The 15,528-nt window shown below is 50.5% G+C and carries 15 protein-coding genes; 8 read left to right on the forward strand and 7 right to left on the reverse strand.

Annotation, left to right across the window (positions count from 1 at the left end; translation table 11 throughout):
- The first annotated feature begins 26 nt into the window (after positions 1 to 26).
- The 5 genes from ABEQ74_RS24570 (at position 27) to ABEQ74_RS24590 (ending at position 5,289) form a co-directional block, all read left to right on the forward strand.
- Positions 27 to 701, forward strand: coding sequence for a response regulator transcription factor (locus ABEQ74_RS24570; RefSeq protein WP_430124845.1), 675 nt, complete (start codon positions 27 to 29; stop codon positions 699 to 701).
- Positions 698 to 2,086 carry a sensor histidine kinase gene (locus tag ABEQ74_RS24575; protein WP_430124846.1) on the forward strand — a complete coding sequence of 463 codons (1,389 nt, stop codon included), beginning with the start codon at positions 698 to 700 and terminating at the stop codon, positions 2,084 to 2,086. Before ABEQ74_RS24570 ends, ABEQ74_RS24575 begins: the two co-directional genes overlap by 4 nt.
- 833 nt (positions 2,087 to 2,919) lie before the next feature.
- Complete coding sequence (locus tag ABEQ74_RS24580; protein ID WP_430124925.1) at positions 2,920 to 3,840, forward strand: ABC transporter ATP-binding protein; 921 nt, start codon at positions 2,920 to 2,922, stop codon at positions 3,838 to 3,840.
- Positions 3,837 to 4,553 (forward strand): ABC transporter permease, encoded by a 717-nt coding sequence (locus ABEQ74_RS24585; RefSeq protein WP_430124848.1) that lies wholly within the window; start codon positions 3,837 to 3,839, stop codon positions 4,551 to 4,553. Before ABEQ74_RS24580 ends, ABEQ74_RS24585 begins: the two co-directional genes overlap by 4 nt.
- A 1-nt stretch (position 4,554) precedes the next feature.
- Positions 4,555 to 5,289 (forward strand): ABC transporter permease, encoded by a 735-nt coding sequence (locus tag ABEQ74_RS24590; RefSeq protein WP_430124849.1) that lies wholly within the window; start codon positions 4,555 to 4,557, stop codon positions 5,287 to 5,289.
- A gap of 133 nt (positions 5,290 to 5,422) precedes the next feature.
- On the opposite strand, the gene ABEQ74_RS24595 is transcribed toward ABEQ74_RS24590, so the two are convergent.
- The 3 genes from ABEQ74_RS24595 to ABEQ74_RS24605 form a co-directional block, all read right to left on the reverse strand.
- Positions 5,423 to 6,262 carry a Gfo/Idh/MocA family protein gene (locus tag ABEQ74_RS24595; protein ID WP_430124850.1) on the reverse strand — a complete coding sequence of 280 codons (840 nt, stop codon included), beginning with the start codon at positions 6,260 to 6,262 and terminating at the stop codon, positions 5,423 to 5,425.
- Between the two features lie 43 nt (positions 6,263 to 6,305).
- Complete coding sequence (locus tag ABEQ74_RS24600) at positions 6,306 to 7,382, reverse strand: Gfo/Idh/MocA family protein (protein WP_430124851.1); 1,077 nt, start codon at positions 7,380 to 7,382, stop codon at positions 6,306 to 6,308.
- A 150-nt stretch (positions 7,383 to 7,532) separates the two neighbouring features.
- Positions 7,533 to 8,480: an AraC family transcriptional regulator gene (locus ABEQ74_RS24605; RefSeq protein WP_430124852.1), complete on the reverse strand. Its 948-nt coding sequence runs from the start codon at positions 8,478 to 8,480 to the stop codon at positions 7,533 to 7,535.
- 289 nt (positions 8,481 to 8,769) lie between these two features.
- Between ABEQ74_RS24605 and ABEQ74_RS24610 the strand changes: the two genes are divergently transcribed.
- Entirely contained in the window at positions 8,770 to 9,654 is an 885-nt protein-coding gene (locus ABEQ74_RS24610; RefSeq protein WP_430124853.1) for a DUF4362 domain-containing protein, read from the forward strand.
- Positions 9,655 to 9,747: 93 nt separating this feature from the next.
- On the opposite strand, the gene ABEQ74_RS24615 is transcribed toward ABEQ74_RS24610, so the two are convergent.
- From ABEQ74_RS24615 to ABEQ74_RS24625, 3 genes are all read right to left on the reverse strand, one after another.
- Complete coding sequence (locus ABEQ74_RS24615; RefSeq protein WP_430124854.1) at positions 9,748 to 10,332, reverse strand: TetR/AcrR family transcriptional regulator; 585 nt, start codon at positions 10,330 to 10,332, stop codon at positions 9,748 to 9,750.
- Positions 10,333 to 10,339: 7 nt separating this feature from the next.
- Entirely contained in the window at positions 10,340 to 11,089 is a 750-nt protein-coding gene (locus ABEQ74_RS24620) for an alpha/beta fold hydrolase (RefSeq protein WP_430124855.1), read from the reverse strand.
- Between the two features lie 197 nt (positions 11,090 to 11,286).
- Positions 11,287 to 13,035 carry an alpha-glycosidase gene (locus ABEQ74_RS24625; RefSeq protein ID WP_430124856.1) on the reverse strand — a complete coding sequence of 583 codons (1,749 nt, stop codon included), beginning with the start codon at positions 13,033 to 13,035 and terminating at the stop codon, positions 11,287 to 11,289.
- A gap of 341 nt (positions 13,036 to 13,376) precedes the next feature.
- Here ABEQ74_RS24625 and ABEQ74_RS24630 point away from each other — a divergent pair, with 341 nt between their 5' ends.
- On the forward strand, positions 13,377 to 13,637 hold the full coding sequence (locus ABEQ74_RS24630; RefSeq protein ID WP_053490159.1) for a metal-sensitive transcriptional regulator: 261 nt from the start codon (positions 13,377 to 13,379) through the stop codon (positions 13,635 to 13,637).
- A 77-nt stretch (positions 13,638 to 13,714) separates the two neighbouring features.
- The gene (locus ABEQ74_RS24635; RefSeq protein WP_430124857.1) at positions 13,715 to 14,728 is read left to right on the forward strand and encodes an NADP-dependent oxidoreductase; all 1,014 of its coding nucleotides are present in this window, start codon (positions 13,715 to 13,717) and stop codon (positions 14,726 to 14,728) included.
- Positions 14,729 to 14,920: 192 nt separating this feature from the next.
- Here the strand turns inward: ABEQ74_RS24635 and ABEQ74_RS24640 are convergent, their stop codons facing one another.
- On the reverse strand, positions 14,921 to 15,412 hold the full coding sequence (locus tag ABEQ74_RS24640) for a cytochrome c biogenesis protein CcdC (RefSeq protein WP_430124858.1): 492 nt from the start codon (positions 15,410 to 15,412) through the stop codon (positions 14,921 to 14,923).
- Between the last annotated feature and the right edge of the window lie 116 nt (positions 15,413 to 15,528).

The following is a 15,528-nucleotide window of genomic DNA, read 5'->3' on the forward strand; positions in this document are numbered from 1 at the left end:
GATTCGTTATGAAGGGAAGAAAAATGATGAGTGCAAGCATTCTATATATCGAGGACGACCGGGAGATCGGCGGCTGGGTCTCCGATTTTCTCAGGGACAAGGGGTATGAGGTAAGGTGGCTGCTGAGCGGAGAGAAGGCAATCGGGGAAGCAGCCACGTGTGCAGTCGCTGTTCTGGACGTTATGCTACCGGGGCTTGACGGCTTTACCGTCGGACAGCGCCTCAAGAAGGCGTATCCCGGATTGCCTATCCTGATGCTGTCAGCCCGAACTTCCATTGATGATAAGCTTCAGGGGCTTGAGTTCGCCGATGATTACTTGACGAAGCCTTTCCACCCGGACGAGCTGGCTGCCCGTCTGGAGGTGCTTCTGCGCCGCTCCGTCGTGAAATCCGCGGAGCCTATCAGAGTGAAGCACTTATCCGTATATGAAAACGAGAACCGGATTGTGAACGAGGATACCGGCGAGGAAATGCTGCTGACCGGAAAGCAGCATCAAATCTTTATGTATTTGCTCCAGCATCTGGGGCGTGTCATGACAAAGGAACAAATCTATGAGTCGGTCTGGGGTGAGTCCTATATCGAGGGAGACAAAACGCTTATGGTTCACATCCGGTATCTGCGCGAGAAGTTGGAGCGGGATCCCGCCAACCCGGAAATTATTGAGACGGTTCGCGGCCTTGGTTATCGGGTGAGAGCATGAGATGGGGAAGGAAGCGGGGAAGGTTCCGCAATTCGCTGACCAACCGATATTTGCTGCTGATCTCGATGGCGATGATATTTATGCCGATCATGTTTCCGTTAGCCTCTATTTTTTACTGGTTCGTGAATGATACGTTCTCGGAGCGGCCACCGGCTCCTCCCGGAAAATATACCAGCGGTGCGGTGCTAGAGAAAATGTGGCACGAGGAAGCAGCCGGGTTAAGCGGAGCTTCGCCGAAGGCTATTGAGCAGAAGCTGAATTCGATTCGGCAGGAATATCCGGAAATCTCCATGTTCTGGGTGGACGGGGACAATATGACCAGGCTTCAACTGCCGATCCAGCCAAATATTCCTGAGGTATGGAGCGCACTTTACACTGTGCAGTTTATGAAAAGTTCCCTGGATAGTGACCCTTTCACCTCCGTGGCTTTTATTGGGGGAGAGGGATCGGGAGAAGGATTTATGGTCATGCAGCTACCGAGAAAATACCTCAACGTCCAGCAGCCGATTGCCAGCGAGCCGGCGCTCTACGGCCTGTTTATGGCCTTGATGTCCGGCCTGTTCATTCTGGTTTCCTGGCTGTTCTTCGTGCGGATCCGCAAGCGGCTGCTGCGGCTTCGCTCTGCCATGAAGTCTCCTCATACGGTGACAGGTTTACCGCAGCCTGTTACTTTAACCAAGCATGATGAGATTGGACAGCTGGAAGAGGGTTACAATGATATGGTTTTCCAGCTAGAGGAGGGGCAGCACCGCCAGCGTGAGGAAGAAGAGCTCCGCAAGTCGCTGATCGCTAATCTGTCCCATGATCTCAGAACCCCACTAACCGTGATTAGAAGCCATATTTTCTCCATGGAACGGGAGCCGCTCAGTGGGAAAGGGAAAGAATCGCTATCACTCATCGAATCAAAAATCGAGGATTTAGGGGGCCTCATCGACAATCTCTTATCCTATAACCTGCTTACCAGCGGCAAAGTGCAGCTGAGTTTGGAACCTACCGACGTTCTACGGATCGTCAAGGAAAGTGCTGCTGCCTGGTATCCTGTATGGGAGAAGGCCGGGATCGAAGCTGACATCCAGGTGCGCGATGAGCCGCTCAGATGGAGTGTAGACGTACTGTGGTTCCGGCGGCTTCTTGATAATCTGTTCCAAAATGTGGTCCGCCACGCCCAATCAGGGCAGTATATCGGCATTCATACGGAGGAGAGAGAGGGGCTTGAAGGCGTGCTTGTCATTTCCGATCACGGACCGGGAATCGAAAGTGACTCCGGCAATAAAGGCACAGGTATCGGCCTGGCCATCGTGGATCATCTGACAAGAGAAATGGGACTTGGATGCCATGTGGACAGCTCGGATGAGGGAACGAGGATCAGTATCTGGAAGCGGTGAAAAATCAAGGGCTGCATAGCGTACGGAGGGTGAGACAGTTCTAGCTGGAGTCATACGCAATTCAGGCAATCTAACACATGATGAGCATTAAGGCCGATAGGTGAAGGATTCAAACCGCGCAAGGATGTTAGGTTAAAAGTCTGTTTGGAACTACTGAGTATACGAGAAGGAACCGGAGTTGGCCGGTTCCTTTTTTGTTTGCGGAACATACACAAGCATGTGTATTCCGGGGCACGCATGGCATGGCGGTAGCCCTATGTGATCTGAAGGGGAAGGGCATTTATGGTGTAATGTACGTCCCGATTTTACTATCTAAGTTCAAGGCGGTTTGCACTCTCAAGTTCGGCGATTGTACTCTCAAGTTTAAATCATGAACTTCCACGTATACACCAGCGGAGGGGGCGGAATCGTTGCTGGAGAAGCGTAGCGGTCGCCTTTAAAACCTGGAAACCACCACTTGGACAAATTCAAGTTTCCCGGTTTTAACAGCGATCGGAAGAACGATCCGACCACGGAGCGGCCTCAGCTGCACAAAGTCACTCTTTGCCTTCTTTCACGATCATTCCTAGCTGCACGAAGTCACTCATAGCCTTCTTTCACGGTTGTTCCTAACCACATGAAGTTACTCTTAGCTTTTTTTAAAACGGTTGTTCCGAGCTGCATGAAGCATTCTCGGCAGCATGCAAGGGCTGTTAGTGCCACGGATATCCAGAAACACCCTATAATGTAGTCGTTTTACAGCCGCTCAATGAGTCTGCCAGTTTTTTAAAGAAAATTTAAACTTGGGACCGACCGGCATTTAACCTTGGGCAGGTAGGATAAGACCTGAGGTGATGAACGTGACGGAACTCGTCATTCAAACGAAAGGCTTATATAAAACATACAAGAAACGCGCAGCGGTCCAGGATCTGAACCTGGAGATTGCCCGCGGCGATATTTATGGCTTCCTGGGACCAAACGGTGCCGGGAAAACAACGACCATTCGCATGCTGCTTGGACTGATTCAGCCGACCCGCGGGGCGATACATCTGTTCGGCAAGGATTTGAAGAGCGAAAAAATGAACATTTTGCGCCGGACCGGATCGCTTGTGGAATACCCATCCTATTACGGCCATCTGACAGCGGTAGAGAATTTGGAAGCCATCCGCCGGATTACCGGCGGGCCCAAGTCCCGCATCGCGGAAGTGCTGGAAATCGTCTCCTTGACCAAGGAAGCCAAGCGTCCCGTCAAGGGATATTCGCTTGGAATGAAACAGCGGCTTGGCATTGCAGCCGCCCTGTTGAACAATCCCGAGCTGCTCATTCTCGATGAGCCCACCAACGGACTGGATCCCTCCGGCATTCATGAGATCCGGGAGCTGATCAAGAATATGCCGCGTCAATACGGGATAACCGTCCTGGTATCCAGTCACCTGCTGGGCGAGGTGGAACAGATGGCCGATAAAGTCGGCATTATCCGCGAGGGGCGGATGGTGTTCCAGGATACGATCGACAATCTGGTATCCACGGCGTCCAGCGGCTTCCGGCTATCGGTGTCAGAGCCGGAGGCAGCGCTCGGATTGGCACTAGACCTTGGATGTGCAGGCGTTCTGCGCAATCATATGCTGGAGCTGGAAACCATGCAGGATGCCCAGATCGCGCTGCTCGTGAAGCGGCTCGTGGAGAACCAGCATGCGGTATACCGGGTAGAAGAGCAGCGGAGGTCGCTCGAGGATATCTTCATGCAGATCGTAGGGGAGGGGAGCCGGGTATGATGTTCCGTGCGCTTTCCGCCGATTGGCTGAAGATCCGGGGCAAAGGCATTTGGTTTCTCGCTGCGCTCGGTCCCATCGGGCTGGCTGCGATGCAGGGCCTGAACTTTGGACTTCGATATGATTATCTGATGAAATCTTACGCGGCCGATCCCTGGGGCGGGCTGCTGGAAAACGTGCTATTTTTCGTTCCGATTGCTCTATTTCTTGGAATTACGCTGGTCTGCTCACTGATGGCTAATATTGAGCATCAGCTGAGCTCGTGGAAACAGCTGCTGGCATTGCCTATTTCCAGAACGGCAGTATTCAGTGCCAAGTTCGTACAGGCCTTTCTGATACTCTGCGTCTCCTGTCTCCTTTTGTCGGTCAGTACAGCTGTCCTTGGTATCATGCTGGGGATGGGGGCAGAGCAAATGCCGTATATGGACCTGCTGCGCATTGGCTTCGTGCAGCTCTTTGCGGCGCTTCCTGTGCTGGCCTTCCAACTATGGCTTTCCTTGACGCTCAAAAATCAGGGGATCGCCGTTGGAATCGGGGTTACGGCTTCTGTAGTCTCGATGTTTGCTATCCAATTCCCGGATTGGATGCCGCTCAAGTGGCCGCTGCTGGCTTACTTGGGACCGGGCCAAGCCAAAGTCATCGGGGCGGGTCTGCTTCTTGGCGCGCTCATAGCCTGCGCGGGCATGATTCATTTTAACCGAAAGGATGTGGACTAGGATGGCTTCTTATTTCAGAGCGGTGTCTGCGGAGTGGCTTAAGCTGTCCAAATCCAAGCTGTGGCTGCAAATCTTTCTGTGTGCGATTCTGGTCATGCTGCTGGGCATATTGAATGGAAAGCCGGATGAGTTTGCGCCTTGGGAGTATTTAATCAGCATCATGATCATTTTGCATGCGATGCTGCTGCTTCCCATTATGACGGGTATTTTCAGTGCGATGGTGTGCCGGTATGAGCACTCCGGGGGCGGGTGGAAGCAACTGCTCGTTCTGCCGGTTTCACGCGGCGCCGTCTATTTTGCGAAATTTTCAGTGGTTGCCATGCTGCTTGCTGTAGTCCAGTTACTGTTCATGGGCGCCGTGATGGGAGCCGGTATGATCCACAAGGTGGATGCGCCGATTCCGTGGGAAATACTGCTGCGCAGCGTGCTTGGCGGCTGGGTTGCCTGTTTACCGCTGGCCGCGCTGCAGCTTGGCGTCTCTACAGCCTGGAGCAGCTTTGCGGCTCCACTCGCCTTGAATGTCGTCTTTACGATACCGAACATCCTGGTGGCCAACTCGCAGACGTATGCTCCATACTATCCATGGACACAGCCATTTCTCGCGATGATGCCAGCAGGTCAAGCGGACTTCGGCGCATTTAACCTGCCATTCGAGAGTATTATGACAGTGATCGTTGGCGGGTTTCTGGTCTTCTTTCTCGGAGGACTTATCTATTTTCAGCGGAAAGAAGTGTAATCGAAAATGGCAATTTCAATAAACCATTCATGAATTGATCAGTTTTAAACCATGCAAAAAGAGCTGCTCCGAGGTCCTTACGGCCTGTAGAGCAGCTCTTTCATTGTATTTGTATAATATACGAATCATTAAGCTATACCGGCAATTCTACCCACACATACGGCGTATCTGCTGCTTTTAATCCATACTCGATAATCGTCATGACGGCGATCGTTTCTGCCGGATCGACGGCAGGCTTGCCCGTTTCGAAGAAGTTTACCAGGTTCTCGATGAACAGGGCAAAGAAATTCGACTGAGCAGTGACTTGTTTGAAGCTGTCATCGTCATGCTTGATACCCAGGGTAAAGGGGCAATTTTCTCCCATATGATTCACGGCAGCTTGACGCCCATCCCCAAAATCGATCAGCAGGGCGGGGGAATCCGGTGTCCCGGTATACATCACCCTTTTGGGGTTAGGCCCCATCAGGCTGACGATCGGCTCGATCTGATGAATCGAGTAATTGGCGAATGCGCCGGGACCCCAGCTGTTGATGGTCTGGATGCCATTCCTGTCCAGCGCAGCATATTCGCTGGCAAACCGAAGAGCAGATGTGGAATACATCGGCGTATTGTGCTTCGCTGCCAGATCGAACAGGCGAATAGCCGTATCTCGGTCCGGGGCGAATGTTTTATCGATATAAGTCGGCTTGCCGGATTGCAGCGGGAGCTGGGACAGCTCCTCGTGGAATTCCGGGTTATCCGGGGACAGCACGATCAGGTAATCGCTGCGCTCCACCACATCCTCGATCGAGGGAAGCAGCTCAATTCCATACTCCTTGCTCCAGGCTTCGTTCGTGAGCCCGTTCTCTTTATCTCTCTTGCCATAAGCATACATGACCTTCATGGTATTCCCTGCAGCCTGCTCAATCCATCCCGGATATTTATTTGCATGGAATTGGTCCAGATGCAGGTCGATGAATCCGATTTTTTTCATAGTATAATGTTCTCCTCCCTGGCGTCGAACCTCAGGTTATTGGCTACACTTGGGCAGCGGCTTGCAGTGAAACTTCTGCGCCTTGGTCGGACGAGTCGTAAATGGCCTGGATGATTTGGGAGGAGAGGATGACCGTATCGATATGTGAAGCCTGCTTCTCTCCGGTTTGGATGCAGCGGATGAAACCGTCGATTTCATTCTGGAACATGCTGCCGAGATTGAATTTTGGCGTGGCTTCGATCAAAGCGCCGTCCTCTGTGGTGTAGAAGGTGAAATCCGCGCCGTACTTCAACCGGATACCGCCTTTGTCACCAAGGAAGTCGATGAACATCTCTTCGGCGCCGATATTCTGCGCCCATGCGCCGTTCAGGGAAATGGTCGGGCCTTCGGTGCGGACAAGAGCGGTGACAAAATCATCAACGTCATACGTACCGTCATATTTCGGCGGACCTGCCCACATGTTGATGTAGGTATAATCTTCCATATCCTTGCCCAGCTTGCAGTAGGCTTGACCGGATACGGTCTTCGGCTGCGGATCTCCCGTACAATACATCACGACATCGAGGAAGTGCACACCCCAGTCGATCAACGCGCCGCCGCCGGCGATCGCCTTGGTCGTGAAGGCACCGCCAAGACCCGGAATCGAGCGGTGGGAACGGAAGCTGGCATACACATGATACAGCTCACCCAGATCGCCTTTTTGGATCATTTTTCTGATTCTGTTTACGCTTTCATTGTATCGGTTCACAACTCCGATATTGAGTGTCTTACCCGTCTCGTGCTGAACCTTTTGCATTTCCAACGCTTCGGCATAGGTCCGGGCTGCCGGTTTTTCGCATAATACATGCTTCCCTGCCCGCAAGCAATCGATGGCAATGGAGGCATGGACGTCATTTGGCGTACAGATCGATACGGCATCCACCTCGGGATCGTTCAGGATCTGGTTGTAATCCTCAATGGCTTGACCGCATTCATATTTGGTGACAGCGGCTTCTGCGCGGTCCTTCTGGATATCGCAAAAATATTTGATTTCGGATTCCTTGTTGGCCATGTAGGCGGGAATATGGGCACTATTCGCAATCGTGCCGCACCCAATTACGGCAATTGTAATTTTGTTCATCGGTTCTCCTCCAAGGTCGTGGATTGATAATGCAATGACAACAACAGCCTGTCACTTGGTCTTTCGTTATGCCTTGCCCCGAGTATAGCATGTGAACGCTTTCTTCGATTTCACTATCGTGCTGATTTATTGGATTATCGTACAGGGGTATTAGTCTATGGTCTTAAAGGCATTCTTTTTATAATAGGCGGGCGTTGTACCCGTATATTTCTTAAAACATCGGCAGAAGTAGGGAAGCTCGTTAAATCCCACCTTGAAGCACACGTCAGTTACTGACAATTCAGGCTCTGTGAGCAGTCGCATAGCCATCCGTATCCGGTAATTGGCCAAGTATTGGCTGAAGGTCCGGCCGGTAACTTCCTTAAATCTCCTGCAGAAGTTTGTCCGGGACATCATAGTCCGAGCGCATAGATCCTCCAGCCACAGAGGCTGGTCATAATGATCATGAATGTACTGGACCGATTCCAGGATAGGTTCGCGGTATTGGTTGCTGTCTCCCCTTGTTGTTGAATGCTTGCTTTGGTCGGCATGCTCACGGGTCAGGATGGCCAGCAGCTTCAGCAGATTGGCCTTCAGCAGCATATCGAAGTAAGGCCCCCGGCCTTCGTATTCGGAGAGCATTTCGGTCAGCAGCTCTTTTGCAGCCAGGTCGCTTTTGCCGGTCAAAGTGATTTTAAGCGGGACGCTCTCTTCAGTCGTAATAAACGTCTTGATAAAGGAGAGGTCGAATGTATGCGGCTCGTCGGGTCTCCCATCCAGCTGCTCGTTAATAAATGTCGGCATGAATTCGCAGCCCAGCACCTCCAGCTCCTTACCTGGTGTCATCTCCACCCGATGAATGCTGTAAGGCGGAAGCACGAAGATGTTTCCCTGGACCATCCGATATTTTTGACCATGGAAGGTATGGGTGAATTCGCCCTTGCTGACATACCAGATTTGCAGATAATCGTGCATGTGATCGGACAAACTCCCGAACTTCTCGGTAATCCGGTACATTTTGCAGGGCAGGCCACTTGCCATTTCCAACTCTGATGTAAAGTAGGCGATTCCCCTCCGGGTACATTCGTCGATATCCGGATTCAACCAGTGAATAGCCATCATTCAATCCCTCCTGAGGTACATGTCGATCCTGATATTCATAGCATAACTGATTGAGGACATGAAGGAAGGGGAAAGTTCGAAAAAAATTAATCGTTTGCCTAGAAGGTACTCCTTTTCTTGAGGGGGACATTGCCATCCGGAGATTTAATTTGGAGAGGACAGTTCACGGCGTGTCAGATTGATTATCAGCTGCTTGTCGTCCACAGTGAAACAAGATTGAAGAATTGACGAGACCTCGTAACAAACGGACATTGGCAAACGTCAGTAAGTTAGAGGTGATAATGTGATGGAAACCTTGAGGACATTCAAACTGACAAATAGGAAACTCGTTTCACTTGGGCTGCTGCTGATGGCGCTCCTGCTGGCAAGCTGCGGCTCGGACAAGGCTGGTGGTGCAAAGGATTCTTCCGAAACAGAAGGAGGAGAAAATACTTCCGTTATGGTAGGGGATAGCCGATCCCAAGATTATGTGACAATCCACCGCGGTCAAACCTTCGGCAAAGTCAGCTCCGGTATTTATGGAACGCTGGATAGCGCGGAGGAAGCAGAGGCATGGGATCAGGCCCTTCGAGAAGCGATCAAGAGACCGGGAGAAATGGATGTAAGGGAGCCCGATTATGATGCGGTGATCTACCTTGACGGAAAAAATACGTCGATTCATTTATGGCTGGATCCTGACAGTAAACGTGGAATGTTTACTTATATAACGGATACAGGGACAGGATATACACTGACCGAAAAGTCTACAGCCCAGATCAAAGAAAGGATGGGTCAATTGCGATACACATTTGAGCAGGCTGTGGACAATGGGGATGTTGTGTTTAGATTGGGCGAGATCGCCAATCGGGAAATATGGGATGAATTTGTGATGGAGGTTAAGAAGAAAAATCCCGCCTCTGTACAGCTAACGAGCTATACGAAGGAGGGCGACCCTATTTTTAATGATTTGGAGTATGATCATCAGGGCAAGGTCTTTAAGCATCGATTTGATACGACTCGTGACACGATGGGCATGCCTATAAAATCCGTGGAATTCTGTAAGACATTGGTAGCGGAGGAGACGGAGCAGGGGATCGAATATCGTCTGAACGGTTGCAGTGAGGGAGATGCTCAAGAGAGTGAGACTTTTCATGTGCTGTTTCCCTTTGATCAAACGGTACACAATAACTGAAGATCATAAACCTATTTGTGCGTGAAAATAATTTTCATGCAGCGAAGAGCCGAGGAGTCCTGCAAACTTGGACATAACCTCGGCTCTTCTTCATTATGGGCAAAATTCCTTTGTCATCTGCTCCTTCACTTCATCAATGGGAAAATGCTGGGGATAAGTGGAGATCATCAGCATGATTCCCTGCAGAGTAGAAGAGAAATATAGGGAGCGCTTGCGCGGCTCGGGAACGCCGAGGCTTTCGAATATGCTGCATTGAATCTCAAACTGCCGTGCAGCTTCTTCCACGAGTCGCTTGCTGTGAGGAAACAGCTCTTGATCCGCTTCCGGCTGGGTTTGAAGATGCAAGTAAAACCGGAATACTTCCGGCTGCTGATAGACATTGTCGATGGCTTGCTCCAGGATAAATTTCAACTGCTCTGAAGGTGATTCGAGTGAAGCAGCTTTTTCGATGACTCCGGCAACGCCTGCGATTCGCTCCTCAACCATGGCGGCTAAAAGTCCTTCCTTACCTGAAAAATAGTTGTACAGCAGCCCTTTGGATATTCCAGCTTGCTTGGCTACATCGTTAATGGAAGTAGCATGGTAGCCCTGCTGGATAAATAAATCCATAGCGGCTTCTAAAATTTTGTCTTTCGCCAACTGGCGTATGCGTTCGTTTTCGCTGGGTGAGCGTGGCATGACATTTTCATTCCTTCACAAATGAGGTGATATGGCTGGATAACTCCTCCGGATGCGTTAAGGTAAGCATGTGATCCGCTCCTGCGATGGTGACAAAGCGAATGCTCGGAACCCTCCGAAATTGTTCACCTACCTGCTGATTATCGGGCAGCTCATGATCTCCTATAATAAACAGCGTTTGGGCCTTGATATCCTCTAATCGCTCCATCGCGGGCGGCTTAGGCCAAACCGAGTCAAAGGTAGACCAGGTAAAGATACATTCAAAATGGTGGCGAAGCATGGAGATCATAAGCTCCCGCTCGGCACTATTTCTAGTGATTTCATAAGAAGGCGGTGCTATGCACAGCTCGATCATTTTCTCGATATCGGGAGCAGCAGCGCTTACGCTGAGCATGTAAGCTTGCATTTCCTCAGAATAAGGAAAACCGGACAGGGCGGGTGCAATGACAATCAATTCCGATACTCTTTCAGGATAACGGATCGCGAAATCTGTGGCAATCCGGCCGCCCATAGAGTGGCCGACGATCGCAGCTTGCGAAATATCCAGATGATCCAGTAGAGATAATAGATCTTCAACATAGTTTGGCGGCTGAACGGGAGAGGGAGAGTCACCGGCTCCGCGGCCGTCAAAGGCAATGACCTGAAAGTTTGCCGATAAGTGAGGGATAAGATAGCTCCAATCCCGCATATCCGCTCCACCGCTGTGAATGAGAACGACTGGTTTACCGCTGCCATGAATTTCGTAGTGCAGATCCAATAGAATAACCTCCAATCGATTTACAATTATGAATGCTTGATGAGATTATTTTATTATTGATTGAACGGTCGGTCAATATAAAATAATTCATGTGTTGAAAATGATGGTGAATCAGCTTTTACTTGGTCAAAAAAACTCCCTTCGACTGCGTGAGGGTCTTTTCGGACCGTATGGCATTCAAAGGGAGTTTGATGTATTTATTGTTCCGCTCTTAAGATGGCAAAGCCATACGCCGGCAGCTTCACGCTAAGCTGACCTTGCTTCGCGCGGTAGTTCTCGCCGTTCCACAGATTTGTCCACTGAGTGTCCAGCACCGGGACCGTTATGGTATTGCCCGCTTTGTCGTTGTTGACGGCAATAAGAATGGTCTCGTTGTCATCCTCGCGAAGATAAGCGATTTTGCCCCCGTTCTTCTCGGCCTTCAAAAATTTGAAGCTTCCCGTGCGCAGGGCGGAGTGCTCTTTGCGCAGTTTAATCAGCGTTTGATAGAAATTGAACAGGTCCTTGTCATGCTTGGACTCATCCCATTCCATACATTTGCGGCAGCCCGGATCATGCCCGCCGTCCATGCCGATTTCGTCGCCGTAATAAATGCAAGGCGTGCCGAAATATGTGAACTGGAACATCGCGGCGAGCTTCATCAGACGCTTGTCGCCGTTTGCCTGCGTTAACAGTCTTGCAGTGTCATGGCTGTCCAGCAGGTTGAACATCACTTCGCTGGCCTGTCTCGGATAACCGGCAAGCTGCTTGCCAAGCATGAACGAGAATTTCTCAGCATCGGCGGTGCGGTTAATGAAGAAATCCAGCACGGCATTGGTGAACGGGTAGTTCATGACAGCGTCAAATTGATCGCCTTCGAGCCAGATGGAGGATTCATGCCACACCTCGCCCAGGATATACGCGTCGGGATTGGCCTTTTTCACGACTTGGCGGAATTCACGCCAGAAGCTGTGGCCTACCTCGTTGGCTACATCGAGGCGCCAGCCATCGATGCCCGTTTCCTTGATCCAGTACTCGGCAGCCTTGAGCAGATAAGCCCGGACTTCCGGGTTCTCCGTGTTCAGCTTCGGCATCAGCGGCTCGAATGCAAACGTATCGTAAGTCGGAATGCCGTCCACCACTTCCAGCGGCAGGGAGCGCACGTAGAACCAGTCCTTATATTTGGAGTTCAAACCGTTCTTCTGTACGTCAACGAATGGCGCGAATGTTCTGCCGGAGTGATTGAAGACCGCGTCCAGCAGCACGCGGATGCCGCGTGCATGGCAGAGATCGACCAGCTTCTTTAGGGTCTCCTTGTCGCCAAACTGCGGATCGATTTCCATATAATCTTCAGTGTCGTATTTATGGTTCGTCGTTGCGGTGAACAGCGGCGTGAAATAAATCGCGTTGACTCCAAGTTCGCTTAAATGGTCGAGATGGTCGATAACCCCTTGGAGGTCACCGCCAAAGAAGTTCTTCGGCGTCGGTTCAGCACTGCCCCAAGGCAAGGCGCCTTCAGGATCATTGCTTTTATCGCCATTGGCGAAGCGTTCCGGGAAGATTTGATAGAAAATGGCGTCCTTAACCCATGCTGGTGGATGAAAGACATCATCGGGATTAATGAATGGGTACTCGAACAGGCGGTCCGGATTAGCCGGTGGCTCTGTCAGGAAATCATATTCGGTCATCCAGCGTTTCTCTTCTCCCTGCTGAAGCAGGAAGCCGTATTTCAAACGGCGATAAGGAGGAGTTGCCTCGCACTCCCAATAATCAAACATTTCATCCGAGGACAGCTTGGTCATCGGAATGTATTCCATCGTTTGATCCCACAGGTACTTGTCGCCTGTGAGGGCGTATACTTCAGTAATATCATCTTTTTTGGTGCGGATTCTGAGATGGATAGTCGTGCCGTTATAAGCGTAAGACCAGTTTTTGCGGGGACGGTGATAGATCGCTTCCAAGAACATCGATAATTCCTCCTTAGATAGTAAAATAAAAAAAGGCACAACCAGGACTATGAATAGCCGAGGTTGTACCTTTGTAAGATAACATTGCCTTTAAGTTAGGATGTTTTTAATCAGGGCGAGCCAATGAATACTCTCGCTAATTAGAAATATACCACGGCCTCTTGGTGTATACAAGTCCTAGATCGAAGTGCATTTTCGCTCCCCATCGTAATTGGACTGCCTGTGAAGGATATACTGAATCTGGTGATGGCAAGGCAAGTGGGAGGATTGGGCAGAGGTTTGATGTATAATATAGAAACAAGGCCAAGCCTGACATGTATACGTATTTAGGAGGTCATCATATGCAATACGACGATCAGATGAAGAACCGGGTCAAACGAATTGAAGGGCAGCTTCGCGGCATATTGAAGATGATGGAAGAGAACAAGGATTGCAGGGAAGTTATTACGCAATTGTCGGCTGCACGTACAGCAATTGACCGGACCATCGGGGTTGTTGTCAGTTCGAATCTGGTGGATTGTGTTCGCCAGGCGGAAGTGAACGGTGAAGATACAGAGAAGCTGGTGCTGGATGCCGTTAATCTGCTCGTTAAGAGCCGATGATTGAAGTCTAGGAAATTGGCAGACGGACAAAATGGGTAAAGGATAGGATGACGTTTTTTTAAAAGGAGGTTACCCATTTGTCTATGAATGAACATATTATATTGGCCAAGCGGCCGCAAGGCATGCCGGGCGAGTCTGATTTTACGTTGGAAGAAATCCCGTTGCCTGTCCCGCAAGCGGGAGAAGCTTTGGTTCGGACCGTGTATTTATCGGTGGATCCGTATATGCGGGGAAGAATGAGTGATGCCAAGAGTTATGTAAAGCCTTATGAGGTAGGGCAGGTTATAGCAGGAGGCGCCATAGGACAAGTTATGGAATCGGCAGATTCTACCTTTTGCGAAGGAGACTTCGTTGCGGGTACGTGGGGGTGGCAGCGCTATGCCGCCGTTCAAACGGGGACGCTTCGCAAAGTCAACCCGGATCTGGCACCGGTCTCAACGGCTCTTGGTGTGCTGGGGATGACCGGCTTGACCGCATATTTCGGACTGCTGGATATCGGTCAGCCGCAGGCAGGTGAGACTGTGGTGGTATCGGGTGGTGCAGGTGCAGTGGGCATGATTGTCGGACAGATTGCGAAGATCAAAGGGGCGCGGGTGGTCGGCATTGCCGGCTCTGACAAGAAGAACAGGTACCTGACTGAGAAGCTGGGATTTGATGCGGCGATCAATTATCGTACCGATGATCTGGCATCCGCATTAGCCGAAGCTTGCCCTGATGGAGTCGCTGTCTATTTTGACAATGTAGGCGGTGAGGTTTCCGATGCGGTTCTGCGTCTCATAAACCGAAATGCACGGATTCCGATTTGTGGACAGATCGCCCTTTATAATCTGGAGAAGCCGGATACAGGACCGAGAATTCAGAGCCTGCTGCTCACCAATACGGCATTGATGAAGGGTTTCCTGGTCGGAGATTATGCCAGTCGTTATCCTGAGGCATTGCAGGAGCTGGCCGTATGGCTCAGGGATGGGAAAATTCAATATGCCGAGAATATCGTGCACGGTTTCGAGAAGACCATAGAGGCATTTTTGGGGCTGTTTTCCGGAGAGAATCTGGGGAAACAGCTGGTGAAGGTAAGCGAAGAACATTGCTAGGTTTATATGCCATTCCAAAATAATAAAGAGTGCCGGTTTCACGCATCTTCGCGAGGCTCCCGTTCGGGAGCTTTACGGCCGGGTAGGACTTCGCTACCGGATTGCGTGAGTGACGGCACTCTTTTTTGTGAGCGTTTGAAAGCTGATAGGCAGGCCTCATAGGAAGGCTAAGGGAATATAGCCTGCTTGTTTCTACATTGCAGCTTCTGGAGTGATAAACTGCTGATATTGGCGATACATCGAGATGCGCCAGTGGACGATCATGCCGTAAGCCAGCATGAAGAACAAGGCTGCGGTCTGTGGAAGGGAAATATGCTGCTCAATATACCCGTGCAGCAAGAGCCGGACAGCGAGCAGGCCGAGCAGGATAAAGATAAAGCTTTTGGATTTCTGCATATAAATCTGCCCATCGACTTTTTCGAATTTAGTGCTTCGGATCAAAGGGTAGGAGAAGATGAACCAGCCGATCAGAAAGGCAATTCCTGCCCACCATAACGGAATTCGAACCTGCGGCTCAACAAACATTAGGAATCCGCTGCTCATGGCGATTGGCGGGATGATAATCTTCTTGATGGTTACGGGGCGGTGACTTGCCTTCATGCGAATGAAGATAACGGTCAAAGCCATAACCAGCATAACGATCGTTGAGCCTATTTGAAGAATTGGGGAATCGAAATTAACCACAATTCAGAACCTCTTTCCATAAGTAAGATGTACATGCTATTGTGCGTACTGCCTATTGATTATAGCATATTCTTATGTCAGGCAAAATCAGGCCAGCAAGGAGGTTCTGGCTGGCA

The sequence above is a fragment of the Paenibacillus solani genome (genome assembly GCF_050475945.1).
In the GTDB taxonomy this organism is placed as follows: Bacteria; Bacillota; Bacilli; order Paenibacillales; family Paenibacillaceae; genus Paenibacillus_AQ; species Paenibacillus_AQ solani_A.

Bases quoted from the DNA above. Each gene is read 5' to 3' on its own strand.
- ABEQ74_RS24570 (WP_430124845.1), top strand. From the start codon at position 27: ATGAGTGCAAGCATTCTATATATCGAGGACGACCGGGAGATCGGCGGC.
- ABEQ74_RS24575 (WP_430124846.1), top strand. From the start codon at position 698: ATGAGATGGGGAAGGAAGCGGGGAAGGTTCCGCAATTCGCTGACCAAC.
- ABEQ74_RS24580 (WP_430124925.1), top strand. From the start codon at position 2,920: ATGAACGTGACGGAACTCGTCATTCAAACGAAAGGCTTATATAAAACA.
- ABEQ74_RS24585 (WP_430124848.1), top strand. From the start codon at position 3,837: ATGATGTTCCGTGCGCTTTCCGCCGATTGGCTGAAGATCCGGGGCAAA.
- ABEQ74_RS24590 (WP_430124849.1), top strand. From the start codon at position 4,555: ATGGCTTCTTATTTCAGAGCGGTGTCTGCGGAGTGGCTTAAGCTGTCC.
- ABEQ74_RS24595 (WP_430124850.1), bottom strand. From the start codon at position 6,262: ATGAAAAAAATCGGATTCATCGACCTGCATCTGGACCAATTCCATGCA.
- ABEQ74_RS24600 (WP_430124851.1), bottom strand. From the start codon at position 7,382: ATGAACAAAATTACAATTGCCGTAATTGGGTGCGGCACGATTGCGAAT.
- ABEQ74_RS24605 (WP_430124852.1), bottom strand. From the start codon at position 8,480: ATGGCTATTCACTGGTTGAATCCGGATATCGACGAATGTACCCGGAGG.
- ABEQ74_RS24610 (WP_430124853.1), top strand. From the start codon at position 8,770: ATGGAAACCTTGAGGACATTCAAACTGACAAATAGGAAACTCGTTTCA.
- ABEQ74_RS24615 (WP_430124854.1), bottom strand. From the start codon at position 10,332: ATGCCACGCTCACCCAGCGAAAACGAACGCATACGCCAGTTGGCGAAA.
- ABEQ74_RS24625 (WP_430124856.1), bottom strand. From the start codon at position 13,035: ATGTTCTTGGAAGCGATCTATCACCGTCCCCGCAAAAACTGGTCTTAC.
- ABEQ74_RS24630 (WP_053490159.1), top strand. From the start codon at position 13,377: ATGCAATACGACGATCAGATGAAGAACCGGGTCAAACGAATTGAAGGG.